Origin of the sequence: Catenuloplanes niger (genome assembly GCF_031458255.1) — a bacterium.
Lineage (GTDB): Bacteria > Actinomycetota > Actinomycetes > Mycobacteriales > Micromonosporaceae > Catenuloplanes > Catenuloplanes niger.
On sequence record NZ_JAVDYC010000001.1, the window covers coordinates 1,592,758 to 1,618,375 of the forward strand.

A 25,618-nucleotide genomic window follows, 5' to 3' on the forward strand; every position below is an offset into this window, starting at 1 on the left:
CGGTCCCGCGACGGAGCCGCGGGACCGCGACACCTCACCAGGTCAGACCGTGTCCGTAGGGGTAGAGCGGATTTCCGTAGGTGGGCGGCACCGGCCGCCCGGCATCGATGTGCGCGCGGATCTCGGCCCGCTGCGCGTCCGTGGCACCGAGGTCGAACGGCAGGTCCCACGCCTCCCGCGCGTCCGCCGGCACGTCCTGCCCGCCCGGCCGCAGCACCTGGTCGAGCGTGCGCGGCAGCTGCCAGGGCAGCTTCCCGGTGGGCCGGTGATCGCCGAAGACCAGGCCGGCCAGCGCCGGCCCGACCTCCTCGCCGGCCCGGAAGTTGACCACCACGGCGTCCGCGATCTCGTGCCACTCACTGATCACGTAGGGCCGGGCCATGGTCAGCAACACCACCACGGGTACGCCGCGCGCCTTCCAGCTCCGGATCAGCTCCAGCTGGTCGGGCGGCAGGTACGGAGCCGTCTGCGTCCAGCTCGTCGCGTGGGTGTAGTACGGCTCCCCCACCGCCACGATCGCCAGGCTCGGATTCGGCGCGCTGTCCCGGTGGACGGTCACCCCGGCGGACGCGGCCCGGGCGGCGAGCGCGTCGTACGTGGACAGCGATCCGTACTCCTGGTGGAAGTAGCTGGTCCAGATGCAGCACGATCCGGTGTCCGTCGCGCGCGGCCCGGTCACCACGATGTCGCTGCCGGCCGGAAGCCGGAGCGGCAGCACGTTCGCGGAGTTCCGGAGCACGGTCAGCGAACCGCGCGCGGCCTGGTTGGCCAGCGCCGCGTCGGCCGGTGTGTGCACCCGGTAGATGCCGTTGACCGGGTCGCCGTACGGGTTCTCGAACAGCCCGAGCTGGAACTTCAGCCGCAGCACCCGCCGGACCGCGTCGTCGATCCGGGCGGCCGGCACCTGGGCGAGGAACGTGGCCATCGAGAAGCCGGCCGCGCCCGGGTCCGCGCCGCCCATCACGTCGGAGCCGGCCCGCGCCGCGCCCACCCAGGAGCCGGACGGCAGCCAGTCCGTGGTGATCAGGCCGGTGAAGCCGAGGTTGTTGCGCAGGTAGGCCAGGATCGGCGCGCTGTCACCGGCACCGGGACCGCCCGGGTCCAGGAACGAGCTGCCCGCGTACCCCGGCATGATGTTGACCGCGCCCGCCTCCATCGCGGCCCGGAACGGGATCATGTGGTACTTGATGGTCACGCCGTCGTACACGATGAGCTGCTCGCCGCCCGCGCCCTCGCCCGGCCAGTGCTTGACCGTGGCCAGCACCGAGCGCGGGTTCAGCTCCGGACCGCCCTGCAAGCCCGCCACCAGCGCCCGGACCTGCGCGGCCGCCACGTACGCGTCCTCGCCGTTGCCCTCCTGGATGCGCGGGTAGAGCACCTTCGTGCCGACCTCGGCGAGCGGCCCGAGCACGCCCCGGGTGCCGAGCTCGACCTGCTCGCGGCGCTGCATGTCGCCGAGCCGGTACTGCAGCGGGTAGTCCCGGCCGGCCGCGAGCGCGCTCTGCGACGGATAGGTGGTCTTGAAGCCGTGGATCGTGTCCCCGGCCGAGATCAGCGGGATGCCGAGCCGGGTGCCGGTCGACCCCAGCAGGTCACGGTGCAGGTCGGGCGCCTCCGAGGGGCCGAAGTGCCAGCCCGATCGGGGGTACGCCTGCGCGTTGTAGAACATCTGGTACGCCTTCTCCTCGGCCGTCATGCGTCCGAGCAGATCGGTCACGCGCGCCTCGACCGGGCGGCGCCAGTCCTCGTAGGGGTCGATCGCGCCGCTGCGGTTCGCGTCCCGGGCACCGTTGATCACCGGTACGCCGTCCGCGATCGTGGTCAGCGCCGGCCGGTACAGCCCGAACGTGCGGATCTGCGACGTGGTCGAGCCGGCCGTCACGTACCAGCGGTAGGTCCACCGGTCCGGCAGGTCCCAGGCCGGCGCGTACGACGTCCCGGTCACCTCCGCGACCCGGGTGTAGACGTCCAGCAGGCTGCCGGACGCGGTGAAGTCGTAGTCGGTACGGCTCACGTTGATCCACAGCTGGTAGCGGGTGGCACCGGCGACCGCGGCCCAGGAGAACACGGGCCGCCGGGTGTCCGTGATCAGCGCCTGGTCGGCCGGCGCGGTGAGCGCGAACTGCCCGGTGGTCGCGGGCGGCCGGGTCGGCCCGGACAGCAGCGGTGGCGCGCTGCCGGCCGCGTCGACCGTGCCGAGCACCTTCAGGTCCCACAGCGAGTAGCCGTAGCCGGTGGCCCGCGCGGTGCCGACGAGTCGCAGGTACCGGCCGATGCCGGAGACGGTCAGCGTCTCCACGCCGCCGCGCCCGGTGGTGGTGCTGTAGATCGTGGTCCAGGCGGCCGCGTCGTCGGACACCTCGATGCGGTAGCCGGTGCCGTAGGCGGACTCCCAGTGCAGCACCACGCCGGTGATCGTGGCCCGGCCCTGCAGGTCGACGCGGATCCACTGGTTCTCCGCGTGCTCGCTGGACCAGCGCGTGGTGGTGCGGCCGTCCAGCGCGGCGCCGGGCGCGTTGCCACCCTCGTAGGAGGAGGCCGCCACCGGTTTGAAGGCCGCGATGTCGGTGCCGCCGCCGGAGGTCGTGGTGCTGCCGTAGACCTCGAACTCCCACAGCGAGTAGCCGTAGCCGGTGGCCCGTTCGGTGCCGAGCACCCGTACGTACCGCCCGGTGCCGTCGGTCGTGATCGTCTGGACGCCGCCGGTGCCGGTGGTGGTCGCGTGGACGGTGGTCCAGGCGGTCCCGTCCGGCGAGGTCTGGATCTGGAACGCGCGGGCGTGCGCCGCCTCCCAGTGGAGCACGACGCGGTCCAGCGTCGCGGTGGCACCGAGGTCGACGCGCAGCCACTGCTGGTCGGCGAACGCGCTCGCCCAGCGGGTGCCGGCGTCGCCGTCGACGGCCGCCGCGGCCGGGGTGCCGGCGCCCTCGACGGAGGAGGCGAGCGTGGGCTTGCCGCGGGAGAGCAGGACGGGTGCGGCCTCGGAGAGCAGGACGGGTGCGGCCTCGGCGGGCGTGGCCACGAGCAGCCCGGCGAGCAGCAGCAACGCCGCCGCCAGTCTTCGTTTCACGGACATGAGGACTCCAGGAGATCGTGGGAGAGCGCTCTCTAACGCTGAGCCTGATCGATGTCCATCAGTCCGTCAAGGGGGTCCGGTAGCGCTCCGTGGAGCAGGAGAGAACTTCTCGCATCGTGGTAGCGTGCCGAACCATCGAGCGGAAGGGACCCCTCACGTGAAGTCGCTGGTCGGCAAGTCCGCCGCGGTGGCCGTGCTCATCGCCGGCGTCGGTGGCGGCACCTATCTGCACCAGGATCGCGCCCGCACCGAGGACTCCGCCGCCGCGCAGGCCGCCTGGGAGGCGAACCGCGCCGAGGAGCTCTACGTCAAGGACCGGCACCGGGAGTACACCGAGCTCGCCGCCGGCCTGCACCAGTCCGAGCGGGCCGCGGCCAAGCGCGCCGCCGCGATGGCCGAGGAGCAGGCGAAGCGCGCCCGCGCCGCGAACGACGCGGTCAGCCGCCGGAAGGCGGCGGCCGAGGCCGAGGCGGCCGCCGCACAGGCCGCCGAGGACGCCGCCAAGGCCGCGATCAAGCCGTACGACGGGCCGGTCCCGTCGTCCTGCGCCTCCTACTCCGGCCACCGCAAGACCGGCTGCTCCGTCATGGTCGGCCAGGGCTTCGACGTCTCCGAGTTCGGCTGCCTGGACACGCTGTGGACGCGGGAGAGCGGCTGGAACCCGAAGGCGGCCAACCCGAGCTCGGAGGCGTACGGCATCCCGCAGGCGAACCCGGGCAGCAAGATGGCGTCGGTCGCGGACGACTGGCAGACCAACCCGGCGACGCAGGTCATCTGGGGCCTCGGGTACATCAAGGGCCGCTACAGCACGCCGTGCGCGGCCCTCGAGCACTCCAACGCCGCCGGCTGGTACTAGGCGATCCGGGCCGGGTTCGCCGTCCTGACAAACCGTGCGGGGGTACGGCCGACGGCCGTACCCCCGCACGGTTTCTGACCTCAGATGCGGAACCGGCCGACCACCGTCTCCAGCTCGCTGACCACGCGGTTCAGGTCGGCGACCGTCTCGCCGGCCTCGACCAGCGACTCCGTGGTGGCGCGGGCCGCGTTCGCCACACCGTTGATGTTGCTGGCGATGTCGGACGTGCCGCCGGACGCGTCGCCGACGCTGCGGCTCATCTCGCCGGTGGTCGCGGTCTGCTCCTCGACCGCGGACGCGATGGTCAGCTGGTAGTCGTTGATCCGCGCGATGATCCGGCTGATCTCGCCGATCGCCTCGACCGCGTTCTGCGTGTCGACCTGGATCGCCTCGACCCGGCGGGAGATGTCCTCGGTCGCCTTCGCGGTCTCCTGCGCCAGGTCCTTGACCTCACCGGCCACCACCGCGAAGCCCTTGCCGGCGTCGCCCGCGCGCGCCGCCTCGATCGTCGCGTTCAGCGCCAGCAGGTTCGTCTGCTCCGCGATCGAGGTGATCGTCTTGACCACGTTGCCGATCTCCGCGGACGACTCGCCGAGCTTCGCGATCGTGTCGTTGGTCTGGTTGGCCACGCCGACCGCCTCCGCCGCGACCTGGGCCGCGTCGTTCGCGTTCTGGCTGATCTCGCGGATCGAGGCGCCCATCTCCTCGGAGCCGGCCGCGACCGTGGAGACGTTCGCGGAGACCTCACCGGCCGCGTTCGACACCACGTCGGCCTGGCTGGCGGCCTCGGCCGCGCTGGACGCGATCCGCTCGGTCGACGCGGAGAGCCGGCGGGCGCCGTCCGCGAGCGTCCGGGAGCTCTCGGAGAGCGCCGAGATCGTGGTGCGCAGGCCGTCGCGGGCCGCGTTCGTGGCGATCGCCATCGCGCCGATCTCGTCGCGGCCACGCACCTCCGCGTCCTTGGTCAGGTCACCGGACGCCATGGCGCGCAGCGCGTCACCGACGGTCTGCACCTGCGCGGTGATCGCGCGGGCCACCATCAGGCCGATCGCGAGCGCGATCAGCGCGCCGATCAGCACGGCCGCGATCAGCGTGTTGCGGGCGTTGGCGTACGACGACTGCGCCTCCTCGGCCGCCGCCGCGGAATCCGCCGCCTCCAGCTCCTGCAGCTGCGCGAGCCCGTCCCGCATCGCCGTCTCGGCCGTGCCGTAGGCGGCCAGCGGGTCGGCCGGCAGCGTGTAGCCGGCCGGCAGCGGAAGCTGGAAGTAGTTCACGTCCCGCAGGTTCGTGTAGTCGGTGAACCCGGTGGTGAACGCCTCGATCGCGGTGGTCCGCTCCGCGCTGGCGTTGGTGCCGACGTTGAGCGCGGTGTACTCGGCCAGCGCGTCGCTGATCATCGTGTCCGCCTCCTTGGTGTCCGCGACGGCGTCCTGCTTCGCGGCGGCGTCGGCGCCGAGGCTGAACAGCAGCATGCCGCGGAACATCCCGCTGAGGCCCTGTTGCATCGTGCCGAGGTGGGCGGTGCCGGCGACCTGCTCCCGGTTCATGTCGTCGAGCTGTGCGGCGAGCGACGACATGCGCTGCACGCACAGCACGCCGACCAGGATCGTGATCGCGATGACCACGACCGACGAGGCCAGGATCTTGGTACGTACCTTCGTATCGGCCACCAGACGGGTGAGGACGCCACCCGAGCGGTGCTCCGCGACTTGACTCATCAGACAGGCCCTTCGCCCGTGAACGACACAGCGAATGCCCCATCGGCACGAATCAGACCCGGTTGAGGGAAAGCGGCGTCAGTCGTCGGTCGCGGCGGCCCGGCGGCGCATCGCCACCACGGCCGGGGCCAGCAGCGCGAGGATCGCCACCGTCCACAGCGTCACGGTCAGCGGCCCGGAGAGCAGGATGCCCCAGTCACCGTCGGACAGTGCCAGCGCGCGGCGCAACTGCTGCTCGGCCAGCGGCGCCAGGATCAGGCCGACCACCGCGGGCGCGGCCGGCACGTCCGCGCGGCGCATCAGCAGCCCGATCAGGCCCAGGCCGATGAGGATCAGCAGGTCCGTGGTGGTGCCGCCGGCCGCGAACGTGCCGAGCGTGGCGAAGACCAGCACGCCGGCGTAGATGCCGTACGCCGGAATGGTCAGCAGACGCGCCCACAGGCGCACCAGCGGCAGGTTCAGCACCAGCAGCATCACGTTGCCGATGTAGAGCGAGGCGATCAGCGCCCACACCAGATCGCCGGATTCGGTGAACAGCTGCGGGCCCGGTTGCAGGCCGTAGGACTGGAACGCGGTGAGGATGACCGCGGCGGTCGCGGACGTGGGCAGCCCGATGGTGAGCAGCGGGACCAGCACGCCGGCCGCGGCCGCGTTGTTCGCTGCCTCCGGACCGGCCACGCCCTCGATCGCGCCGCGGCCGAACTCGTGCCGCCGCTTCGACAGCCGCTTCTCCAGCGAGTAGCTGAGGAACGTGGGCACGTCCGCGCCACCGGCCGGCAGGCTGCCGATCGGGAACCCGATCGCGGTGCCGCGCAGCCAGGCCGGCCAGGACCGGCGCCAGTCCTCGCGGGACAGCACGGCCCGGCCACCGATCGGGTTGACCCGGCTGTCGCCGGTGCCCGCGATCAGGTGACCGAACGCCTCGCCGAGCGCGAACAGCGCCACCACCACGATCACCACGTCCACGCCGTCGAGCAGCGCGGGCAGGCCGAAGTCCAGCCGCGGCTGACCGGTCAGCGTGTCGATGCCGACCAGGCCGATCGTGGCGCCGATGACCAGGCTGGCCGCGCCCTTGACCAGATTCGGGCCGAGCAGCGCGCTGACCGTGACGAACGCGACCGCCATCAGCGCCACGTACTCCGGCGGGCCGAACCCGACCGCGATGTCCGCGACCAGCGGCGCGGCGAAGCTCAGCGCGATCGTGCCGATGGTGCCGGCCACGAAGCTGCCGATCGCGGCCGTGGCCAGCGCGGCGGCGCCCCGGCCCGCGCGCGCCATCCGGTTGCCCTCCAGCGCGGTCACCACGGACGCGCTCTCGCCGGGCGTGTTGAGCAGGATGGACGTGGTGGACCCGCCGTACATGCCGCCGTAGTAGATGCCGGCGAACAGGATCAGCGCGGCCGCCGGCTCCAGCCGGAACGTGACCGGCAGCAGCAACGCCACGGTCAGCGCCGGGCCGATGCCGGGCAGCACGCCGACCGCGGTGCCGATCGTGACGCCGATCAGCGCCCACAGCAGGTTCATCGGGGTGAGCGCGTCCGCGAACCCGGTCAGCAGCGCGTCCACGTCAGAACCCCCACGGTCCGGCCGGCAGGATCAGCCCGATCAGGCCGTCGAAGAGCAAGAACACGGTGCCGGACAGCGCGAAGCCGTAGGCGACGATCCGGCGTGGGTGCGGCGCGCCGAGCAGCAGCGCGGCGGCCGTGAACAGCGCGGTGGCACACAGCGTCCAGCCGGCGAACGGCAGCACCACCGCGAACGCGATCAACGCGGCGATCAGTGCCGCCAGGCGGCCCAGTCTCGCGCGCCGGTCCCGCAACGCCCCGAGGGTACGAACGGCGCCGCGCGACTGCACGCACAGGGTCAGGCCCAGCGTGCCGAGCAGCACGCCGAGCAGCATCGGGGCTGCCGCCGGCCCGACCGGCCCACCGCCGCCCCGCAGCGTCGCGGCGTCGGTCAGCACCACGACGGCGCCCACGATCATCAGCAGGGCGAGCAGCAGGGTCGCGCGCTCCTCCCCCGCCTCGTCGGGCTCCGTCGTCCCGCCGGCCGCCGCGTCCCCGTCCCGCGGGTCGACCGGCGTGGCAAGACCGTTCGCCGAGGCGGGATCGTTCGCCGCGGCGGGATCGTTCGCCGTGGGCGGGCCGGGCGGTCGTTCCTCCGGTGCCGTCATGCGAGTCCCATCTTCGCCAGCACGTCCGCGACGCGGCGCTGCTCCTCGTCGAGGAACGTCTCGAACTCCGGTCCGGTGAGCGTGGCGTCACCCCAGCCACGGTCCGCGAGCGTCCGGCGCCAGGCCTCGCTCGCGGTCATGTCGGTGATCAGCTTCTCCAGCGCGGCCTCGTCCGCCGCGCTGATCCCCGGCGGCGCGACCGCTCCGCGCCAGTTGGACAGCTCCACGTCGACACCCTGTTCGCGCAGCGTGGGCACGGTCGGCAGGTCCGGCAGCCGGGCCGCGCTGGAGACCGCGAGCGGCCGTACCGTACCGGCCTCGATCTGGGAGATCATCTCGGAGACACCGGAGATGCCCGCGGTGGCCCGGCCGGAGAGCAGCGTGGCGAGCGCCTCGCCGCCACCGGAGTGCGCCACGTAGTTGACCCGGGCCGGGTCCGCGCCGATCGCGCCCGCGATCAGCCCGGTCAGGATCTGCTCGACGCCGCCGGCCGAGCCGCCGCTGAACGACACGGACGGCAGGTCGGTGCGCATCCGCTCGGTCAGCTGGGACAGGTCCCGGATCGGCGAGTCCGCGGGCACGACCAGGATCTCGTAGTCGGTGGTGAGCCGGGCCAGCGGCGTGGTCTCGTCCAGCCGCACCGGCGCGTCGTCACTCTCGATCGCACCCACCATGACCAGCCCGAACACCATCATCTGGGTCGGGTCGCCGTCGTGCCGGACGAACTGGCTGAGACCGATCGTGCCGCCCGCGCCGGCCACGTTGTAGACCTCGGTGCGGCCGGCCGTCCCACGCAGCGCGGCCTGCATCTCGCGAGCGGTCTGGTCCCAGCCGCCACCGGGTGCGGCCGGTGCCAGCAGCCGCAGCTGACGGCCGTCCAGGAACCCGGCGTCGGCCTGTCCGCCGCGCCCGGCCAGCGTGGTCGCGACCAGCAGAACCGCGACCAGCGCGGCGGCCGCGTACGGCACCGAACTGCGCCAGCGCATCGCACCGCCTCCTTGCCGTGGACTCGACGACCCGTCTCTGTATACATTCAGTTAGTTGGATCTTCAAGACTTTCAATGTTGTGGGGGCCTCCATGATCGACGATCGTTATGATGTCGTGGTCGTGGGCGGCGGCAACGCGGGATTCTGCGCCGCGCTGGCCGCGGCCGGGCGCGGGCGCCGGGTGCTGCTCCTGGAGAAGGGCGCGCCGGACGAGGCCGGCGGCAACAGCTACTACACGGCCGGCGCGTTCCGGGTCGCGCACGCGGGGCTGCCGGACCTGGCCGGGATCCTGGACCACGACGACCGGCACGCGGCGACCGTGCTCCCGCGGTACCCGGCGGAGGCCTTCGTCGCCGACCTGGAACGGGTGACCGAGGGGCGCACGGACCCGGTGCTGGCCGGCGTGCTGGCCGCGGAGAGCCGCGCCACGCTGGGCTGGCTGCACACGCGCGGGCTGCGCTTCCGCCTGATGTACGAGCGACAGTCCTACCGGGACGCGGCCGGCCGGCACACGTTCTGGGGCGGCCTCGCGATCGGCAGCACCGGCGGCGGCAAGGGCTTGATCGCACAGCACACGGCCGCGGCCACCGCGGCCGGCATCGAGGTGCGCTACGGCCACCGCGCCGAGGCCCTGGTGCTGCGCGACGGCCGGGTGACCGGCGTCCGCTACCGCGCGGCGACCGGCCTCGGCGTGCCCGCCGGCACCGAGGACTCGGGCGGCACGGCCGCGGGCTCGGACTCGGGCGGCGGCAGCACGGATGGTGGTGGCGCGGATGGTGGTGGCACGGTCGAGGCGGAGTCCGTGGTGCTGGCCGCGGGCGGGTTCGAGGCCGATCCGGAGTGGCGGCGCGCGTACCTCGGCGACGGCTGGGAACGCGCGCTGGTCCGCGGCACGCCGCTGAACACCGGCGACATGCTGCGCGCCGCGCTCGCGGCCGGCGCGGACCGGGGTGGCGACTGGTCGTCGTGCCACAGCGTGGCGTGGGACGCGGGCGCGTCCGGGACCGGCGACCGCACGCTGACGAACCGGCTGACCCGGCAGAGCTATCCGCTGGGCATCGTGGTGAACCGGGACGGCCGGCGCTTCCTGGACGAGGGCGCGGACTTCCGGAACTACACCTACGCCCGGTACGGCGGGGAGATCCTGCGGCAGCCCGGCGGCGTGGCGTTCCAGGTCTTCGACGCCGCGACCCGCCCGATGCTGCGCACCGAGGAGTACGACGCACCGGGCGCGACCGAGATCGTCGCGTCGTCGCCCGCCGACCTCGCGGACGCGATGGGCGTGCACGTGGACACGTTCGTCGAGACGGTCGCCGCGTTCAACCGGTCCATCGACACGTCGGCGCCGTTCGACCCGTCCGTCAAGGACGGGCGTGCGGCGCGCACGTCGCCGCCGAAGAGCAACTGGGCGCTGCCGATCAGCACGCCGCCGTTCTACGCGTTCCCGGTCACCTGCGGCATCACGTTCACGTTCGGCGGTCTCCGCGCGGACGACCACGGCCGGGTGCTGACCGCGGGCGGCGGCCACCTGCCCGGCCTGTTCGTCTGCGGTGAGATGCTCGGCGGCCTGTTCAGCGGCAACTATCCCGGCGGCTCCGGCCTGACCGCCGGCGCGGTCTTCGGCCGCCGCGCCGGCCTCCTCGCCTGACCGGCGCCGGGCCCGGTGCCGGCGCTCGAACCACGCCGCAGCCCGGCCGCACACGTCGATACAGGGCCTAGATCGCGGGGCGGATCTGCCACTCCTGGAAGGCCGCCGGCGCGTCGTCGGTCCAGGTGACGAACGGCGGCTCGCCGACCTGGCCGGCGCGCAGCGGGTAGTAGCCCGGGCCGCCGGCCCGGTAGAGCACGAAGCGGGAGTCGCGCCAGAGGGACGTGGGGAGGAAGGACGTCTCCTCGGTGCAGTGATCGAGGCGGGCCGGGTCGCGCGGCGCGGTGCCCGGGCCGGTCCGCACGCACCAGCCGTTGTGCCTGATCATGATGTGCCCGGCGCCGCCGGACGGCTGGATCCGGAAGACCTGGCGCGGACTGCCGTCGCACGGCTCCATCAGGACCGTCGCGGCACTGACCGCGGTCAGGCACGCGTCCAGTCCCACGTTCCGCACCACCGCCGGCCCGGGCGGCACGATCTCGGCCGGCGCGATCCCGGCCGACGCGATCCCGGCCGGCACCGCGGAGCCGGCCGCGACGGCCGCGCCGCTCGGCAGTGTCACCGCGGCCAGTGCACCGCACAGCACCGCGCTTCCTCGCCACCCGATCATGACAAATCCCCCGTGTCCGACTGATCCCCGTCACGATCGATCGTCGCACCGGGGCGGCGGCGCGTCAGTCGTTCAGGCTGACCAGGCCGGTGCGGTAGGCGTAGACGACCGCCTGCACCCGGTCGCGCAGACCGAGCTTGGCGAGGACCCGGGAGACGTACGTCTTGACCGTCTCCGCGCCGATCACCAGCTGCGCCGCGATCTCCGCGTTCGAGTGGCCGGCCGCGATCAGCCGCAGCACCTCCAGCTCGCGCGGCGTGAGCGCGGACCCGGCCGTGACCGCGGGATCGGCCGGGCGCAGGCGGGCCGCGTACCGGCCGATCAGCCGGCGGGTGACCTCGGGCGCGATCAGCGAGTCGCCGCGTGCGACCGTGCGCACGCCGGCCACGAACGCGTGTGGTGACGCGTCCTTCAGCAGGAACCCGGCAGCACCGGCGCGCAGCGCCTCGTACACGTACTCGTCGAGGTTGAACGTCGTCACGACCAGCACCTTCATCGGTTCCTGGACGCCGGCCCCGGCCAGCCGGCGGGTCGCCTCGATGCCGTCCAGCACGGGCATGCGCACGTCCATCACCACCACGTCCGGCCGCAGCCGCAGCGCGGTGTCCACGGCGGACCGGCCGTCGCCGGCCTCGCCGACCACGGTCATGTCGTCCTGCGCGTCCAGGATCGTGACGAAGCCGGCCCGGATCAGTGCCTGATCGTCCGCGACGAGAACCGTGATGCTCATCCGGGGTCTCCTACCGGGATGCGGGCCCGCACGGTGAAGCCGTCCGGGTGCGGGCCGGCCTCGAACGCGCCGCCGAACAGCTCGACCCGCTCGCGCAGGCCGGCCAGGCCGCGGCCGGAGCCGCCCACGCCGGGCGCGGCCCGGGCGGCGCCGGACGTGGTGACCTCGATGTCGAGGCCGTCGGCGCGGCAGGTGAGCCGGACCAGCGTGCGGGCGCCGGTCGCGTACTTCATCGCGTTCGTCAGCGCCTCCTGCACCACCCGGTAGGCGGCCAGCTCCCGGCCCGCGCCCAGATCCGGGTGCTCGCCCACCGCGCGCAGCTCCACCGGCTGGCCGGCCGCCCGCGCCTGCTCCACCAGCTCGGTGACCTGCGCGAGCGTGGGCAGCCGGTCCATCGGCGCGCGGCGCGCCGGGTCGAGCACGCCGAGCAGGTCGCGCAGTTCACCGAGCGCGCGCCGGCCGGTCTCGCCGATCGCGGTCAGGTTCGCGGTCACCTTCTCCGGCGAGGACGCCACGAACTGCGCGGCACCGGCCTGCACGACCATCGCGGTGACGTGGTGGGTGACCACGTCGTGCAGCTCGCGGGCGATCCGCTCGCGCTCCGCGGCCAGCGCGGCCCGGGCCGCGAGCCGGCGCCGTTCGGCCTCGGTGGCGCGCGCCCGGCGGGCCCACGCCCCGATCCCCCACGCGCCGGCCAGCGCCACGAAGAGCAGCGGGTATCCGTCGGCCGGGGTGGGCGAGCCGGCCGCGACCAGCGCGGCGACGAGCAGCAGGTAGCTCACGGTCGCGGCCGCGGCGACGGCCCGGCGGAAGCGCGACTGGTGCGCGCCCGCGCTGTACAGCGCCACCAGCAGGCCGACGCTGGCGAACGTCGCGTACCCGCCGAGCTCCTGGACGGCGAAGCCGGCCGCGACCGCCGCGAGCGCGAGCGCGGGACGGGTGCGGCGCAGCACCAGCGGCAGCGTCATGGCCAGCCCGGCCGCGACGCCGAGCCCGTCCAGCGGCCGTTCCGGCAGCTCACCCAGCCGGGTGCCGATCTGCGCCAGCGGCGGGAAGAAGCCCGGCGCGACGAGGAGCAGCGCCACCACGCCGTCGCGTTCCGTGACGCTGCGTGCCCGCCAGACGCGGCGGATCCGCTCGATCCACGGCAGCCGCTGCAGCACCCGGGCAGCGTAGCGGTTGCTCACCGGCACCACGGCGCGGCCACGCACCGGCCGTCCGGCGCCGGGCCCCGCACCCAGGCCCGTACGGGTCGGCATGGCACTCCTCCGCGGCCGGGCACGGCCGGTGCCGCGCGACACCGCCGACGCTATGGGCCCGGGGCCGCGGAGCAATCCCCGTCCGGGGATCAACCGGTGGTCTCCCGCGCGGGGGACCCGGCCGGCCGGAACGCCGCGAATTAGGATGTCGCGCATGGTCAGGCGGGGATCGGCGGACGCGACGCGGGAGGAGATCCGGTCGTCGGCGGCCCGGCTGTTCCGGGAACGGGGATACGCGCGCACGTCGGTGCGGGACATCGCGACCGACGCGCAGGCGAACCCGGCGCTGGTCATCCGCTACTTCGGCAGCAAGGAGCTGCTGTTCCTGGAGACGATGGACCTGACCATCGACGACGAGCCGCTGCTGCGCGTGCCGCTGTCCGAGCTGGGCCCGCGGTTCATCGACGTCGTGCTCCGGTCCGAGGCGCACGTCAAGGGCGCCTATCTGGCGCTGGTCGGCGGCAGCGGCGAGGCCTCGATCGCGGGCCGGCTGCGCGAGGTGCACGAGCGGTCGTTCGTGGCACCGCTGCGCGCCCGGCTCTCCGGCCCGGACGCGGATCTCCGGGCGCGGATCGCCGGTGCGCTGGTCGGCGGCCTGACCTATGCGCTGTGGGTGGTCGGCGACGCGGAACTGCTCGCCGCCGACCCCGATGATCTGGCGGTACGGTACGGCGCGCTGCTGCAGGCCGTCCTCACGCCCTGACCGGCGCTACTGGACCGACCAGCCGCCGTCCGAGGGCAGCACCGCACCGTTGATGTTGATGCCGTCGTCGCTGAGCAGGAACGTGATCGACGCGGCCAGGTGCTCGGGCATCGCCACTCCCGGGATGAGCCGCATGAACGGCCCGGTCCGTGCGCGGCCGAACTCGTCACTGGGCGGCGTGATGCCGGTCGCCACGCCGCCGGGCGCGACCGCGTTGACCCGGATGCCGCGGTCGCCGTACATGAACGCGCAGTTGCGGGTGATCCCGACGACCGCGTGCTTCGCGGCCGTGTAGGCGACGCCGGCCGCGTTGCCGCGCACGGAGGCCTCGGACCCGATGTTCACGATCGCGCCGCGCCCGGCGTCCAGCATCGCGGGCAGCACCGCGCGGGTGAGCTTGAAGAGGCCGTCCACGTTCACCGCGAAGATCCGGTCCCACATCGCGTCCGTGGTGGAGTGCGCGGCGGAGAAGTCGTCGGAGATGCCGGCGACGTTGGCGAGGCCGTCGATGCGCGGGCCGGCCGCGGCCACGATCCGGTCGACGGCCGCCTGGTCCGTGACGTCCGCGGCGACCGGCACGACGTCGCCGTCGAGCTCGCGCAGCCGGTCCTCGGCCAGGTCCACCGCGACCACCCGGCCGCCCTCACGCAGGATCCGGGAGGCGGTGGCCCGGCCGATGCCGGACGCGGCACCGGTGACGATCACGGTCTTCCCGGCGAACCGGCCCGGCGTGATCCGCTCGGTCCAGGCGCCGTCGTCCTCGTCCGGCACGACACCGTCGTTGACGGCCAGCACCAGGCCGTCGACGACCTCCGCCGGCATCCGGCCCTGGCTCAGCTCGACGAGCTTGCCGAGCGGCAGCGAACGCGCCGGCGCGAGCGCGGACTCGTCGATGCCGCCGCGGCCGAGCAGCTCACGCAGCGCGGGCCCGCCCTTCTCGTGGTCCAGCCAGTCGCCGACCGTGCTGTTCGCGGTCAGCGCTCTCGGTCGCTTCTCCATGCCGTAACCCCTCTCGCAACGAAGTAAACTTAGTTTACTCAGTCACGCGACTGAAGGATCACTGCCTCATTCGGCCGAGATATCCGGAAATATCGGGCACGGCCGCCCAACGACGGGAGGCGAGCCGCGCGGCACTAAGGGGCGGCAGAAAAGCACGGCATGAACCGGGCGGGCACGAAGGGCCCGACACGAAGGGCCCGACACGAACCGCGCGAGACGAACCGGGCAGCACGAATGACGCGGCACGAGCCGGACGGCACAAAGCGTGCGTCACGCGCGACCAGCGGGAACCAAGTGACCCGCGGAATTCCGCATCCGCGCGAGACGCGGCACACGTGTGGAATGTCGGCGCACGCGTTGCACGTGTGGGATGTCGGCGCGCGGGGCCGCGGGTGGTGGGGTGGCCCGGGTTTCGGTGACCGGCGGCGGGACCGGCAGGGAGGCCGCCCGCGGCCGAGCGGTGCCCGCGGGAGCACTGGGTAAGCGGCCACGCCGGAAGTGGGCAGATGGTCCGCACGACGGTGATCGTGCGGACCGCGGGACCGCGTCAGGCCTCGAAGCGGCGGGCCATGGTGGCCTGTTCCTCGAGGACCTCGTTGATCCGGGCCTGGACCGCGTCCATCTGGCCGATGGTCTCGCTGGTGGTGTGGATGCCGGCGGAGACCGACTCCGCGCTGGACTGGATGCCGGCGATCTGGTCGGCGACCTTCTGGGTCGCCTCGGCGGTCTCCCGGGCCAGGTCCTTGACCTCGCCGGCCACCACGGCGAAGCCCTTGCCGGCCTCGCCGGCGCGCGCGGCCTCGATGGTGGCGTTCAGCGCGAGCAGGTTCGTCTGTTCCGCGATCGACGAAATGATCTTGATGACGTCGCCGATCGCGGCGGAGGCCTGGCCGAGCGCGGCCACCTCGCCGGTCATCGTGGTGGCGCGGCTGACCGCCTCCTCCGCGACGTGGGTGGCGTCCTCGCTGGCCGACCGTAGGCGCGCGACCGTGTCCAGCAGCGCCCGCGCGTTCTCCGCGGCCCGTTCCGTGTTGCGCAGCACCTCGAGGCGCTGCGAGACGAGCTGCTGCACGTTGCGCAGCGCCGCGGCCCGCGAGTCGGACAGTTCGATGAACTCGGTGGTGAAGAAGTCCATGGTGCCTGCGATCCGGTCACCGCTCATGATCGGGAAGCAGACGCCGGAGCGTACGCCCGCGCGCTGCGCCGCCGGGGCGCGCACGCAGTCGGTGACCTCCGCGAGGTCGCGCACGAACACCAGGTCCCGCGCCCGCCAGGCCCGGCCGGACAGGCCCACTCCCTCGGCGAACGTGGCCGCGAGCGTCACCCGCCGGAACTCGTCGCCGGCGGAACCGGACTCGACCTGGAACCGCAGCACGTTGTCCGCCGGGTCGATCTCCCAGTACGAGCCGTACGCCCAGCCGAACGCGCTGCGCACGGTGTCCAGCGCGATCCGCAGCGCGGTCTGGCTGTCCTGCGCCGTGCCGAGCTTCGTGACCACCTCGGTGACCGCGAGCCGGTCGGCCGCCACCTGCCGCAGTTCCGCGGCCGCGATCGCGCTGCTGCGTGCCTGCTCCGCGATGCGGGCGATGGACATCCACTTCTCGGTGCGCGGGCCGTCCAGGTCCAGCGGTGTCGGCGAGAAGTACTCGAAGACGGCCAGCACCTTGTTGTTCTTCAGCACCGGCATGACGACCGCGGCCAGCATCCCCTCCCGGCCGGCCGCCTGGCAGCGCAGGCAGTCGTCGCACTCGGTCATGCTGCCGATGTAGATCGGGCGCCGGGTCTGGAACGCGCGGCCGACCAGCCCGGCGCGGTCCGGCACCGGCCGTCCCGCGATCACGGCCTGCATCTGCGGCGTGATCCGGCCGGTCTCGAACTGCACCTCCACGTTGCCGTGCCCGTCCGGCAGCCACACCGCGCCGTAGCCGAACTCGTACGACCGGACCATGCTCTCCACGGTGATCCGCCACGCGCTCGCCTCGTCCTGGACGCCGTCCAGCGCGAGCACCAGCGCCTCCAGCGACTCCACGTCGCGCGGCACCGGCCGCGGTGCGGTACCCACCGCGCTCCGTGTCCGGAACAGACCCATGATCAACCCCCACCCAGGCTCTCCTACCAGTAGAAACCCAGGTGAGGATGTTTCGAGTGCTTTCGCGGTTATACGTGCCGTTCCAGTTCAGAGCGCCTTGTGGAAGACCAGGAAGTCGCACGGCGTGGCGACCTTCGGCGCCAGCGCCGGGTAGGCCTCGGCGAAGTCGGCCTTGTGCACGATCCGGTAGCCGATGCGGGTGTACCACTCGCGCAGGAAAGACTTGACCGGGTGCTGCCACTCCGTCGGGTAGAGCAGTTCGAGCTGCATCACGCCCAGCCCCTGGTCGCGCGCCCAGCCCTCGGCGAACGCGACCAGGTCGCGCCCGACGCCGGTGCCGCGGTGCCGCGGGTGGGCCGCGAGCATGCCGAACTCGCCGATGCCGTCCGGCAGGCGTTGCACCCGGACGCTGCCCACCAGTTCGGTGCCGAGGCGGGCGACGGCGATCTCGCCGGCCCGCACGAACGCCGCGATCTCGGCCGTGTCGGTGCGGGCGGTCTCGTCGCGCCAGATGCCCTTCTCGCCGGTCGCGTAGACGTCGTTGACCAGCGCGGTCACCTCGGCGATGAACGCGGTGTCGCCGGCGGACCCGGCCGCGGCGAGTGATATGTCGACCATGGCGCCCAGTATGCCGAGACCCCGGACCGGGGCTTGATCCGCGACTCAACCGACATGGCATCTCGGCCTGCACATCAGCGCGAAAAACCCATAAATCCTGGCATAGCGGTACGGCGGTCCCTACGCTCTTCGCATGAGAAGCTCCGTTTCCGACGCGTTCCTGGCGTTCACCGAGCCCATCGAGGGCCGCTGGCCGTACCTCTACCTGGACGGCTGGGGCCTGGTCACGATCGGCACCGGGTGCCGGCTGGAGTCCGTGGACGAGGCGGCCACGCTGCCGTTCGTGCTGGCCGAGGAGCCGGCCGCGGGCGCCTCCACGCGGCAGATCCGGGAGGCGTACTCGGCTGTGCAGTCCCGGCCGGACCTGGCCGGGCGGCCGCAGGAGTTCGCCGGGCACACCGCGGTCCGGCTCACCGAGGACGGCGTGGACGAGCTGGCCGCGCGCCGGCTGGCCGCGCTGGAGGACCGGCTGATCCGCACGCCGGAGTTCGCCGGGTTCCCGCGCTGGCCGGCCGACGCCCAGCTGGCGCTGCTCAGCCTGGCCTGGGCGCACGGCCCGGACTTCTCCGGCTGGCCGGTGCTGCGCGCGGACTGCGCGGTCGGTGACTGGCGGGCCGCCGCGGACCACGGCCGCATCCAGGGCGCCACGCAGCGGAACGCGGCCGACCGCGCGCTGTTCCGCACGGCCGCGCACGCGGTGGACAACCACTGGGACCCGGACGTGCTCTGGTACCGCCCGCTGGGCCACCGCGCGGAGCTGCACGCGCAGGACAGCGGTGCCGAGGTGGTGCTGCTCCAGGAGCGGCTGCTGGTGCTCGGCTACCTGGCGGAGGTGACCGGCGTGCTGGACCTGGAGACGGAGTTGGCGCTGCGCGGCTTCCAGCGTGCGCACGTGCTGCGCGAGGACGGCGTGGCAGGCCCGGCCACCTGGGCCGCGCTCGGCACGGCGGTCCCGGCGACCGTGGCCGCGCTGGCATAGGACCGACAGATGACCTGACGGCCCCTTCCGCCGGCTATCGATTCTGGCCGATAGTTGGCCGGTGGAGGCCGACCAGTTGCTGCGGCAGCGTCTGCGGCGCACCGTCCCGGCGGTCGTCGGCGCGGGCGTGGCCTGGTCGGTCTATCCGCGGGAGCCGGACACGCCGATGAACGTGGTGCTGGACATCGTGGCGGCCCGGCTCGGCGCGGACACCACGCTGGTCTGGGTCGACGACGGCACGCCCGAGGTGCTGGCGCTGCCCGGCCTGCCGTGCCCGGCGGTGGCGTGGAGCCGCCGCTCGCTCGCGGCCGGCCTGCTGCTCCGCACGGTGCTGCTGACCGACGGGCTGACCGCCCGGACCCGCCGGATCCTCTGCCGCCAGGCGGTCCTGCACCTGCTGGCGGAGACCGCGCTCCGGCTCGGCAACCCGGATCTGGCCGCGCGGTGCGGCGTGGCCGCGTTCCTGGACCGGGACTGGACCGCGCCGCACACCGGCACGCTGGAGTCCGCCGCCGACTCCGAGGACCGGCTGGCGCTGTGGTTCTTCGCGCTCGCGCACGAGTTCGGCCACTTCGCGGACCCGCGCACGTACGCGCGCGGCCCGCTCTCCGACGCGTCCGTGCGCACCATGCTGCTGGCCGCGCGGCGGCACGACGGTCACGACCTGATCGGCGACGTGCTGCACCGGCGGCCGCTGCGCCCGGCGGACGTGCGCGCCGAGACCGTGGCCGACATGTTCGCGGCGGACGTGCTGATCGAGGCGTCCGCGCGGCTGCTGCCGGACGGCGGCCATCCGGTTCGCGTGCTCGGCGAGCTGCTGCTGACCGCGTCCGTGGTCTCGGCCGCGGAGCGCTGCCGCGCGTTCTGCGTCATGCTCGGCCACGGCGACGGCCGGCTCGACCACCTGACCTACCCGGCCGCGGCGAGCGTGCGGTCGTCGGTGCTGCGCGCGCACCTGGCCGCCGCGATGACCGACCGGTACGGATCCGGCCGCCCGTCACCGGTGGACCGGTTGCGGCGCTGGGACCGGATCGTGGCGGGCGTGGCCGCGCCGCTGGATCCCGCGCTGGCCGTGCTGGAGGCCGGCGTGACGGACGCGTTCCGCGAGGCGCTGGACGACTCGGTGCCGATCGAGTACCTGATGGAACGGCTGCGACCGCAGGCCGGCCCGGCGTTGCGGGCGGCGGCGCGGGACTTCGTGCACCTGGTCCGGGTCAGCGGCCGGCACGGCGCATGGCTGGACGAGCTGGTGTACGTGCTGGGCTGAGACGTGTACCGGTGGGACGGGGCCCTTCCCCGCGCGGCGAAGGGCCCCGTCGATCAGCCGACCGTGAACGGCACGTTGGTGAAGTTGTTGACCAGGTTCGCCTCCGGCATCGCGTCGCCGGGGGCCGGCCACACACCGGGGTTCGCGGCGCCGCGGACCTCGACGTAGGCGACCTTCGACGCGCCGGGCGGGAACGCCGACGCCGGGCCGGTGACCTCGAACGGGCCGGCCTTGACCTCGCTGCCGCCGCGGGTCACCGGATACGGGCAGACGTAGGTCGCACGCTTCTCCCCGTCCGGGTTGCCGACGCCGGCGTCGTCGTCGCGCGCGCACCCGGACGGCACGGTCTTGAGCTCCGCGCCCTGCGGGAGCGCGATCCCGAGAACCGGGTGGACCGACTGCGGCCCGCCGTTGCGGAACGTGATGCTGAGCGTGCCGGTGAACGTGCCGCCGGTGGTCGTGCCCGACATCGTGGCGGACTCCACCCGCAGGTCGTCCAGCCTGCCGGGAGAGCCGGTCGGTGAGGGCGAGGAACCGGTGTCCACGCCGGCGTCCGGGTTCGGCTGGAACCGGGTCTCGCCGCCGGTCTGCCGGAAGGTGTCACCGTCCAGCGAGTAGGTGCGCCACTGCCACTGGATCGCGTCGACCGGACCGGCGCAGCAGATCATCAGATCGCCGACCTCGACCTGGACGTCGTTGCCGGACGCCCGGACGCCGCGGATGTTCTCCGGCACGCCGTCCACCCGGCCGTTGGACTTCGTCGCGATCACGTCGCCGACCGTGATGATCTTCCCGTTCTCGTCCCGGTCGAAGACGACGACCCGCAGTTCCGGTGCCTGCGTCCACTGGCAGGTGATCACCGCGGCGGTCTCCTCGGCCCCGTCGCTGTCGACGTCGACATGGACGACGGACTCCAGCATGACCTGCGGGCCGGTCGCCTGGCCGGGCGGATGGTCGGTGAACCGCTGCGGACCGGCCGGGCAGTGGTCCCGGCCCGCGTGCGGCCAGGCGGACAGCTCGATCGTCGAGTCCCGCAGCGTCTCCTCGTCGATCCGGCCGTCCGGCACCGTTCCGGGACCGTCCCCGCTCGCCGACGGGGACGGCGACGGCGACGGGCTGGGGACGGACGGGGACGGTGGCGCGGTGGCCGGTGTGACCGGCGGATCGGTCGTGCCGATCACCCCGGCCGCGTAGGCGGCCACCGGAGCCGCGATGAGCAGTGCGGTCAGGCCACCGGTGACACCGGCGCGCACCTGACGCCGCCGGCGCACGGTGGCGCGTGCCGCGGCCGGGCCGACCGGCGCGGGCAGGGCGGAGCCGCTGCGGAAGGAGGCGAACGCGTCGTCGATCGCGCTCGAGTGGAACTCTTCGTCCATCATGGGAGTGCTCCGTTTCAGGCGTCGGTGAGCTGGACGGCGAGGGCGGTGCGGCCGCGGTGCAGCCAGGACTTGACGGTCCCCTCGGCGACGTCCTCCTGCTCGGCGATCTGCGCTATGGACAGATCGGCGAGGTGGTAGAGGATGACGGCGCGCCGGTGCTTCTCCGGGAGCGTGGCGAGCGCGCGGGCCAGCGCGACCCGGTCGGGACCGGGTCCATCGACGTGTTCCTCACGATGACGACGGGCGTGTGCCTGCTGGACGCGCAGGCGGCGGAACCGGCTGGTCGCCAGGTTCCAGGCCACCTTGCGCAGCCAGGCGAGCGGGTCGTCGTAGCGGGAGACCTTCTCCCACCGGGGAAGGGCCCGGCAGAATGCCTCCTGCACGACGTCCTGGGCCTGTCCGAAGTCACCGGTGTACGCGAACAGCTGCAGTGACAACCGCTGGAAGTACGCCGCGTAGAACGACTCGAACGTCGGCGGTCCTGTGTCGTCGGTCAATGCCCTGGTCGCTGCGCTGACCATGGTCATCCGTCCCTCCCCGTTGTGTCGCGGCGTCCCCCGCCGTTCGCGATCAACACGCGTCCACGCCACGGGCGGTTGCACCCGATCGCCTTGGTAACAGAACTGCCGCCTCCGCACGGTACGCAGCCGGAACACCTTGACACGCGTCGATCACCACGATGGACTTTCCGAAGGCCCGTCGATGTTTACGTAAACATCGATCATGGGTGGCCGCCACCGGCCGCCCCGGGGCCGTCCCCATCGAGCGGAAAGGCAGCCGATGCGCTTCCTCCCCCCGACGGCCGCCGGCGTCGCGGCCGTGCTCGCCGCCGCCGGGCTCGCCGTGCTCCCGGCGTCACCCGCGGCAGCCGCCGCGAACGTGGCACACACCGTCACCGTCGACCCCTCCTACCAGCAGCAGGAATTCGAGGGCTGGGGCACCAGCCTGGTCTGGATGGCGAACGCCACCGGCGGCTACCCGGACGAGATCCGGGAACGCCTGGTGGACATGGTCTTCGGCGCGGACGGGCTCAACCTCAACATCGCGCGTTACAACATCGGCGGCGGCAACGCGCCCGCGGTCGAGCCCTACCTGCGCCCGGGCGGTGCGGTCCCGGGCTGGTGGAAGGCGCCGGCCACGCTCGGCCCGCAGGACCGGGAGTGGTGGGACCCGGCGAACCCGGACCACTGGGACTGGGACGCGGACCCGCGCCAGCGCTGGTGGGTCGACCGGGTCAAGGACCGGGTCGACACGTGGGAGGCGTTCAGCAACTCACCGCCGTGGTTCCAGACCGTCAGCGGGTACGTCAGCGGCGGCTTCGACCCGTCGCAGGACCAGATCCGCGCGGACCGGGCGGACGAGTTCGCGGAGTACCTGGTGCGGGTCACCGAGCACCTGGAGGCCTCGCACGGCATCGCGTTCGACACGATCGACCCGCTGAACGAGCCGAACACCACCTACTGGGGCACCACGCTCGGGCCGGACGGGCAGCCGACCGGCGGGCGTCAGGAGGGTGCGCACGCCGGGCCCGCGCTCCAGGCCACGGTGATCGAGGCGCTGGCCGCCCGGCTGGCCACCGCCCGTACCGACGCGCGCGTCTCCGCCCCGGACGAGACGAACCCGGGCACGTTCGTCACCGATTGGTACGGCCTCACCCCGGCCGCCCGGGACGCGGTGTCACAGCTGAACGTGCACACGTACGGCACCGGCCAGCGGACCGCCGCGCGCGACGTGGCCAAGGCCGAGCAGCGCCCGCTGTGGATGAGCGAGGTCGAGGGCAGCTGGGGCAACGACTACACGAGCATGGACTCCGGCCTCGGCATGGCGCAGCGGATCATCGACGACCTGCGCGAGCTGGAACCCACCGCGTGGGTGCTGTGGCAACCGATCGAGGACGCGGACAACATGGTCGCGGAGGGCAACCTGCAGTGGGGCAGCATCCACGTGCCGTTCGACTGCACCGCGGCGGACACGTTGGCGACCTGCCCGATCAGGACGAACACGAAGTACGACACGATCCGCAACTTCACCCACTTCATCCGGCCCGGCGACCACCTGGTCAAGGTGAACGACACGGCCAGCGCGGCCGCGGTCACGGCGGACGGCCGGGGCGCCACGGTGGTGCACGCGAACCCGGCCGCCACGGCCCGGGACGTCACGCTGGACCTGTCCCGCTTCGGCACCGTCGCCGCGAACGCCACCGTCACCCCGGTGATGACCAGCGCGTCCGGGAAACTCGTGCGCGGTGACGCGGTGCCGGTCGCGCAGCGGCGGGCCACGGTGACCGTGCCGGCCGAGTCGGTGACCACGTTCCTGGTCACCGGCGTGTCCGCGGTGGCCGTGCCGCACATCGACGCGACGCACACGTACCGGCTGGACGGGGTGCAGAGCGGCCGGTCGCTGAGCGCGGACGCCACGATCCGCACCGGCGACCCGGCCCGCGCGGACCAGTTGTGGACGCTGGCCGGCGACTCGGCGGGCAACCGGGCGCGGTACACGGTGACGAACGCGGGCACCGGGCAGCGGCTGGCCGTGCGCGGCGGCACGGTGCTGACCGAGACACCGGCCGGCGCGGCCGACGACGGTGCACTGTGGACCGTGTCCACCACCGGCGACGGGACGTACACGCTGATCAACGTGGCCGCGCGCCGGGTGCTGGAGGTGCCGGGCCAGGCGACCGCGGACGGCTCGCCGGCCGGGCTCTGGACGCCGACGTCCGGCGCGAACCAGCGCTGGGCGCTGCGCGACGAGACCGTCTCCGGCACGGTTCCGGCGCGGACGTACACGCTGCCCGGCCGGGTACCGGCGCTGCCCGCGACCGTGACCGCGACGGTGCCCGGCGGCGCCACCCGCGCGCTGCCGGTGAGCTGGACGATGCCGCCCGCCAAGGTGTGGCGGAAGCCGGGCACGGTGACCGTCCGCGGCACCGCGACCGACGTGCTGGGCCGGACGGTCCCGGCGACGGCCGAGGTCACCGTGGACACGTTCCGGTCGACCGAGCCGGCGCGGGCCAAGGCGTACCCGGGTGGCACGCCGGCGCTGCCCGCGACCGTCGTCGGCGTCGGCGACCACGGCGGGCGGGCGGAGCTGCCGGTCACCTGGGGCCCGATCCCGCCGCTGACCACGACCGGCGTCGTCGACGTGGCCGGCACCGCGCGGCCGGCCGGCGGCCGGACCGTGCCCGCCGTCGTGCGCGTCCAGGTGACGGCGCCGGTCGACGCGGCCGTGACCGGGCCGGACGTGACGGCCACGTTCACCGAGGGCGGCTACTCGACCGCGGGCCTGACGAACGGCGTCACCACGGACAAGGCCTGGTCGAACTGGCGGTCCACCGGCCGTACCCCGTCCGAGACGCTCACCGTCACGCTCCCGGCACCGCGCGACGTCACCGGCGTCGTCGTGCACTTCTACCGGGACGGCGCGGCCGGCGCCGGCATCGCGCAGAGCGTCCGCGCCGGGGTCCCGGCCGCGGACGGCTCCTGCACCGGCACGGAGACGCCGGTGGACGGCACCGTCGCACGGGTGCCGCTCGCGGGCAGCCCGACGGACACGGTCTGCGTGGTGCTGACCACCACGCCGAACGGCTACCTGACCGTGGCCGAGCTGGAGGTGCTCGCGAAGGCACCGGGTGTCGCCGCGGACGCGGCGCTGCGCGCGCTGAGCGTGGACGGCGTCCCGGTGCGCGGCTTCGACCCGGACCGGGACCGCTACCGGGCCGAGGTGCGGAAGCCGGAGAACGCCGTGGTCACGGCCGTGCCGGCGGACCCCTACGCCACCGTCACGATCCGCGCGGACGGCCGCACCCGGATCATCACGGTGACCGGCGAGGACGGCACGCAGACCCGCACCTACCGGCTGGACCTGGTCCGGCGCGACTGAGCCCCTTCGATGGTCCCGCTCCGCGCGTCCGCGCGGAGCGGGAACCGGGCCGCGATCGCGGTGATCGTGGCGAGCACCATGTCGCGGTCCAGCGGCGCGCCCTCCAGGACCCGGTGCATCGACCAGCCCTCGATCAGCGCGTCCATCGCACGGCAGGCCCGCTCGTCGAAGTGCAGCGCCAGGCTGGCGTGGCTGCGCCGCACCCAGGCGCGGGCGATCTCGGCGACCGCCGGGTCGTGGTTCGCGTACGCGTACATCTCGTAGATCAGGGTCTGTTCGCGCGGCGACGTGTAGTCGCCGCCGCAGATCAGGTCCGTCACCGCCGCGCAGGCCGCCGCCGGGTCCGGCGCCGCCGCCAGCGCCGCGCGGTAGTGCCCGGACATCGTGTCGGACAGGTACCGGAACGCCTGCTCGATGATGTCCGGCAGCCCGTCGAAGTAGTAGGTGAGCGAGCCGAGCGGCACGCCCGCGGCCTCGGCGATGCGGCGGTGCGTGGTGGAGTGCACGCCCGCCTGCTGGATCACGACCAGCGCCGCGTCCAGGATGCGCTGTTTGCGCAGGGGATCGTTGGCGACCCGCCTCGTCCCGGCCATCCGCGCAGTTTACCGGCGCCGGAAAAGTGTGTACGTTTGTACACACCTTGCCCCT

The 25,618-nt window shown here is 73.5% G+C and carries 20 protein-coding genes; 6 read left to right on the forward strand and 14 right to left on the reverse strand.

Annotation, left to right across the window (positions count from 1 at the left end; all coding sequences use genetic code 11):
- Positions 1 to 34: 34 nt before the first annotated feature.
- Positions 35 to 3,076 carry a discoidin domain-containing protein gene (locus J2S44_RS06995; protein ID WP_374727806.1) on the reverse strand — a complete coding sequence of 1,014 codons (3,042 nt, stop codon included), beginning with the start codon at positions 3,074 to 3,076 and terminating at the stop codon, positions 35 to 37.
- Between the two features lie 157 nt (positions 3,077 to 3,233).
- Here J2S44_RS06995 and J2S44_RS07000 point away from each other — a divergent pair, with 157 nt between their 5' ends.
- Entirely contained in the window at positions 3,234 to 3,932 is a 699-nt protein-coding gene (locus J2S44_RS07000; RefSeq protein WP_310409977.1) for an aggregation-promoting factor C-terminal-like domain-containing protein, read from the forward strand.
- Between the two features lie 80 nt (positions 3,933 to 4,012).
- Here the strand turns inward: J2S44_RS07000 and J2S44_RS07005 are convergent, their stop codons facing one another.
- From J2S44_RS07005 to J2S44_RS07020, 4 genes are all read right to left on the reverse strand, one after another.
- On the reverse strand, positions 4,013 to 5,650 hold the full coding sequence (locus tag J2S44_RS07005) for a methyl-accepting chemotaxis protein (RefSeq protein WP_310409979.1): 1,638 nt from the start codon (positions 5,648 to 5,650) through the stop codon (positions 4,013 to 4,015).
- 78 nt (positions 5,651 to 5,728) lie between these two features.
- Complete coding sequence (locus J2S44_RS07010) at positions 5,729 to 7,216, reverse strand: tripartite tricarboxylate transporter permease (protein WP_310409981.1); 1,488 nt, start codon at positions 7,214 to 7,216, stop codon at positions 5,729 to 5,731.
- Position 7,217: 1 nt separating this feature from the next.
- A complete protein-coding gene (locus J2S44_RS07015) occupies positions 7,218 to 7,823 on the reverse strand; it encodes a tripartite tricarboxylate transporter TctB family protein (protein WP_310409983.1) in 606 nt (201 codons plus the stop codon).
- Positions 7,820 to 8,809 carry a Bug family tripartite tricarboxylate transporter substrate binding protein gene (locus J2S44_RS07020; RefSeq protein WP_310409984.1) on the reverse strand — a complete coding sequence of 330 codons (990 nt, stop codon included), beginning with the start codon at positions 8,807 to 8,809 and terminating at the stop codon, positions 7,820 to 7,822. The genes J2S44_RS07015 and J2S44_RS07020 overlap by 4 nt, the downstream gene beginning before the upstream one ends.
- A gap of 92 nt (positions 8,810 to 8,901) precedes the next feature.
- On the opposite strand from J2S44_RS07020, the gene J2S44_RS07025 reads away from it, so the two are divergent.
- A complete protein-coding gene (locus J2S44_RS07025; RefSeq protein WP_310409986.1) occupies positions 8,902 to 10,458 on the forward strand; it encodes an FAD-dependent oxidoreductase in 1,557 nt (518 codons plus the stop codon).
- Positions 10,459 to 10,525: 67 nt separating this feature from the next.
- On the opposite strand, the gene J2S44_RS07030 is transcribed toward J2S44_RS07025, so the two are convergent.
- The 3 genes from J2S44_RS07030 to J2S44_RS07040 all read right to left on the reverse strand — a co-directional run bounded on the left by J2S44_RS07030 (position 10,526) and on the right by J2S44_RS07040 (position 13,057).
- Positions 10,526 to 11,068: a ricin-type beta-trefoil lectin domain protein gene (locus J2S44_RS07030; RefSeq protein WP_310409987.1), complete on the reverse strand. Its 543-nt coding sequence runs from the start codon at positions 11,066 to 11,068 to the stop codon at positions 10,526 to 10,528.
- A 64-nt stretch (positions 11,069 to 11,132) separates the two neighbouring features.
- Complete coding sequence (locus J2S44_RS07035) at positions 11,133 to 11,798, reverse strand: response regulator (protein WP_310409990.1); 666 nt, start codon at positions 11,796 to 11,798, stop codon at positions 11,133 to 11,135.
- Entirely contained in the window at positions 11,795 to 13,057 is a 1,263-nt protein-coding gene (locus tag J2S44_RS07040; RefSeq protein ID WP_310409992.1) for a sensor histidine kinase, read from the reverse strand. Before J2S44_RS07040 ends, J2S44_RS07035 begins: the two co-directional genes overlap by 4 nt.
- 154 nt (positions 13,058 to 13,211) lie before the next feature.
- Between J2S44_RS07040 and J2S44_RS07045 the strand changes: the two genes are divergently transcribed.
- The gene (locus J2S44_RS07045; protein ID WP_310409994.1) at positions 13,212 to 13,760 is read left to right on the forward strand and encodes a TetR/AcrR family transcriptional regulator; all 549 of its coding nucleotides are present in this window, start codon (positions 13,212 to 13,214) and stop codon (positions 13,758 to 13,760) included.
- 6 nt (positions 13,761 to 13,766) lie between these two features.
- Here J2S44_RS07045 and J2S44_RS07050 read toward each other — a convergent pair whose 3' ends face one another.
- From J2S44_RS07050 to J2S44_RS07060, 3 genes are all read right to left on the reverse strand, one after another.
- Positions 13,767 to 14,759, reverse strand: a complete 993-nt coding sequence (locus J2S44_RS07050) for an SDR family NAD(P)-dependent oxidoreductase (RefSeq protein ID WP_310409996.1) — start codon at positions 14,757 to 14,759, stop codon at positions 13,767 to 13,769.
- Between the two features lie 547 nt (positions 14,760 to 15,306).
- Positions 15,307 to 16,821, reverse strand: a complete 1,515-nt coding sequence (locus tag J2S44_RS07055) for a methyl-accepting chemotaxis protein (RefSeq protein ID WP_374727807.1) — start codon at positions 16,819 to 16,821, stop codon at positions 15,307 to 15,309.
- Positions 16,822 to 16,935: 114 nt separating this feature from the next.
- Positions 16,936 to 17,466: a GNAT family N-acetyltransferase gene (locus J2S44_RS07060; RefSeq protein ID WP_310409999.1), complete on the reverse strand. Its 531-nt coding sequence runs from the start codon at positions 17,464 to 17,466 to the stop codon at positions 16,936 to 16,938.
- 133 nt (positions 17,467 to 17,599) lie between these two features.
- On the opposite strand from J2S44_RS07060, the gene J2S44_RS07065 reads away from it, so the two are divergent.
- Positions 17,600 to 18,445, forward strand: coding sequence for a peptidoglycan-binding domain-containing protein (locus J2S44_RS07065; protein ID WP_310410001.1), 846 nt, complete (start codon positions 17,600 to 17,602; stop codon positions 18,443 to 18,445).
- 61 nt (positions 18,446 to 18,506) lie between these two features.
- On the forward strand, positions 18,507 to 19,712 hold the full coding sequence (locus tag J2S44_RS07070; RefSeq protein WP_310410003.1) for a hypothetical protein: 1,206 nt from the start codon (positions 18,507 to 18,509) through the stop codon (positions 19,710 to 19,712).
- A gap of 53 nt (positions 19,713 to 19,765) precedes the next feature.
- Here J2S44_RS07070 and J2S44_RS07075 read toward each other — a convergent pair whose 3' ends face one another.
- Entirely contained in the window at positions 19,766 to 21,091 is a 1,326-nt protein-coding gene (locus J2S44_RS07075; protein WP_310410005.1) for a hypothetical protein, read from the reverse strand.
- A gap of 14 nt (positions 21,092 to 21,105) precedes the next feature.
- Positions 21,106 to 21,612 (reverse strand): SigE family RNA polymerase sigma factor, encoded by a 507-nt coding sequence (locus J2S44_RS07080; protein WP_374727960.1) that lies wholly within the window; start codon positions 21,610 to 21,612, stop codon positions 21,106 to 21,108.
- A gap of 259 nt (positions 21,613 to 21,871) precedes the next feature.
- Between J2S44_RS07080 and J2S44_RS07085 the strand changes: the two genes are divergently transcribed.
- Positions 21,872 to 24,970 (forward strand): glycoside hydrolase, encoded by a 3,099-nt coding sequence (locus tag J2S44_RS07085; protein WP_310410008.1) that lies wholly within the window; start codon positions 21,872 to 21,874, stop codon positions 24,968 to 24,970.
- Here the strand turns inward: J2S44_RS07085 and J2S44_RS07090 are convergent.
- Complete coding sequence (locus J2S44_RS07090) at positions 24,940 to 25,563, reverse strand: TetR/AcrR family transcriptional regulator (protein WP_310410010.1); 624 nt, start codon at positions 25,561 to 25,563, stop codon at positions 24,940 to 24,942. The genes J2S44_RS07085 and J2S44_RS07090 overlap by 31 nt on opposite strands.
- Positions 25,564 to 25,618: the final 55 nt, after the last annotated feature.

Excerpts from the sequence above, each read along its gene's own strand:
- J2S44_RS07035 (WP_310409990.1), bottom strand. The coding sequence starts at position 11,798 with ATGAGCATCACGGTTCTCGTCGCGGACGATCAGGCACTGATCCGGGCC.
- J2S44_RS07090 (WP_310410010.1), bottom strand. The coding sequence starts at position 25,563 with ATGGCCGGGACGAGGCGGGTCGCCAACGATCCCCTGCGCAAACAGCGC.
- J2S44_RS07050 (WP_310409996.1), bottom strand. The coding sequence starts at position 14,759 with ATGGAGAAGCGACCGAGAGCGCTGACCGCGAACAGCACGGTCGGCGAC.
- J2S44_RS07045 (WP_310409994.1), top strand. The coding sequence starts at position 13,212 with ATGGTCAGGCGGGGATCGGCGGACGCGACGCGGGAGGAGATCCGGTCG.
- J2S44_RS06995 (WP_374727806.1), bottom strand. The coding sequence starts at position 3,076 with ATGTCCGTGAAACGAAGACTGGCGGCGGCGTTGCTGCTGCTCGCCGGG.
- J2S44_RS07075 (WP_310410005.1), bottom strand. The coding sequence starts at position 21,091 with ATGATGGACGAAGAGTTCCACTCGAGCGCGATCGACGACGCGTTCGCC.
- J2S44_RS07065 (WP_310410001.1), top strand. The coding sequence starts at position 17,600 with ATGAGAAGCTCCGTTTCCGACGCGTTCCTGGCGTTCACCGAGCCCATC.
- J2S44_RS07025 (WP_310409986.1), top strand. The coding sequence starts at position 8,902 with ATGATCGACGATCGTTATGATGTCGTGGTCGTGGGCGGCGGCAACGCG.
- J2S44_RS07060 (WP_310409999.1), bottom strand. The coding sequence starts at position 17,466 with ATGGTCGACATATCACTCGCCGCGGCCGGGTCCGCCGGCGACACCGCG.
- J2S44_RS07040 (WP_310409992.1), bottom strand. The coding sequence starts at position 13,057 with ATGCCGACCCGTACGGGCCTGGGTGCGGGGCCCGGCGCCGGACGGCCG.
- J2S44_RS07080 (WP_374727960.1), bottom strand. The coding sequence starts at position 21,612 with ATGGTCAGCGCAGCGACCAGGGCATTGACCGACGACACAGGACCGCCG.
- J2S44_RS07030 (WP_310409987.1), bottom strand. The coding sequence starts at position 11,068 with ATGATCGGGTGGCGAGGAAGCGCGGTGCTGTGCGGTGCACTGGCCGCG.
- J2S44_RS07015 (WP_310409983.1), bottom strand. The coding sequence starts at position 7,823 with ATGACGGCACCGGAGGAACGACCGCCCGGCCCGCCCACGGCGAACGAT.
- J2S44_RS07005 (WP_310409979.1), bottom strand. The coding sequence starts at position 5,650 with ATGAGTCAAGTCGCGGAGCACCGCTCGGGTGGCGTCCTCACCCGTCTG.
- J2S44_RS07020 (WP_310409984.1), bottom strand. The coding sequence starts at position 8,809 with ATGCGCTGGCGCAGTTCGGTGCCGTACGCGGCCGCCGCGCTGGTCGCG.
- J2S44_RS07085 (WP_310410008.1), top strand. The coding sequence starts at position 21,872 with ATGCGCTTCCTCCCCCCGACGGCCGCCGGCGTCGCGGCCGTGCTCGCC.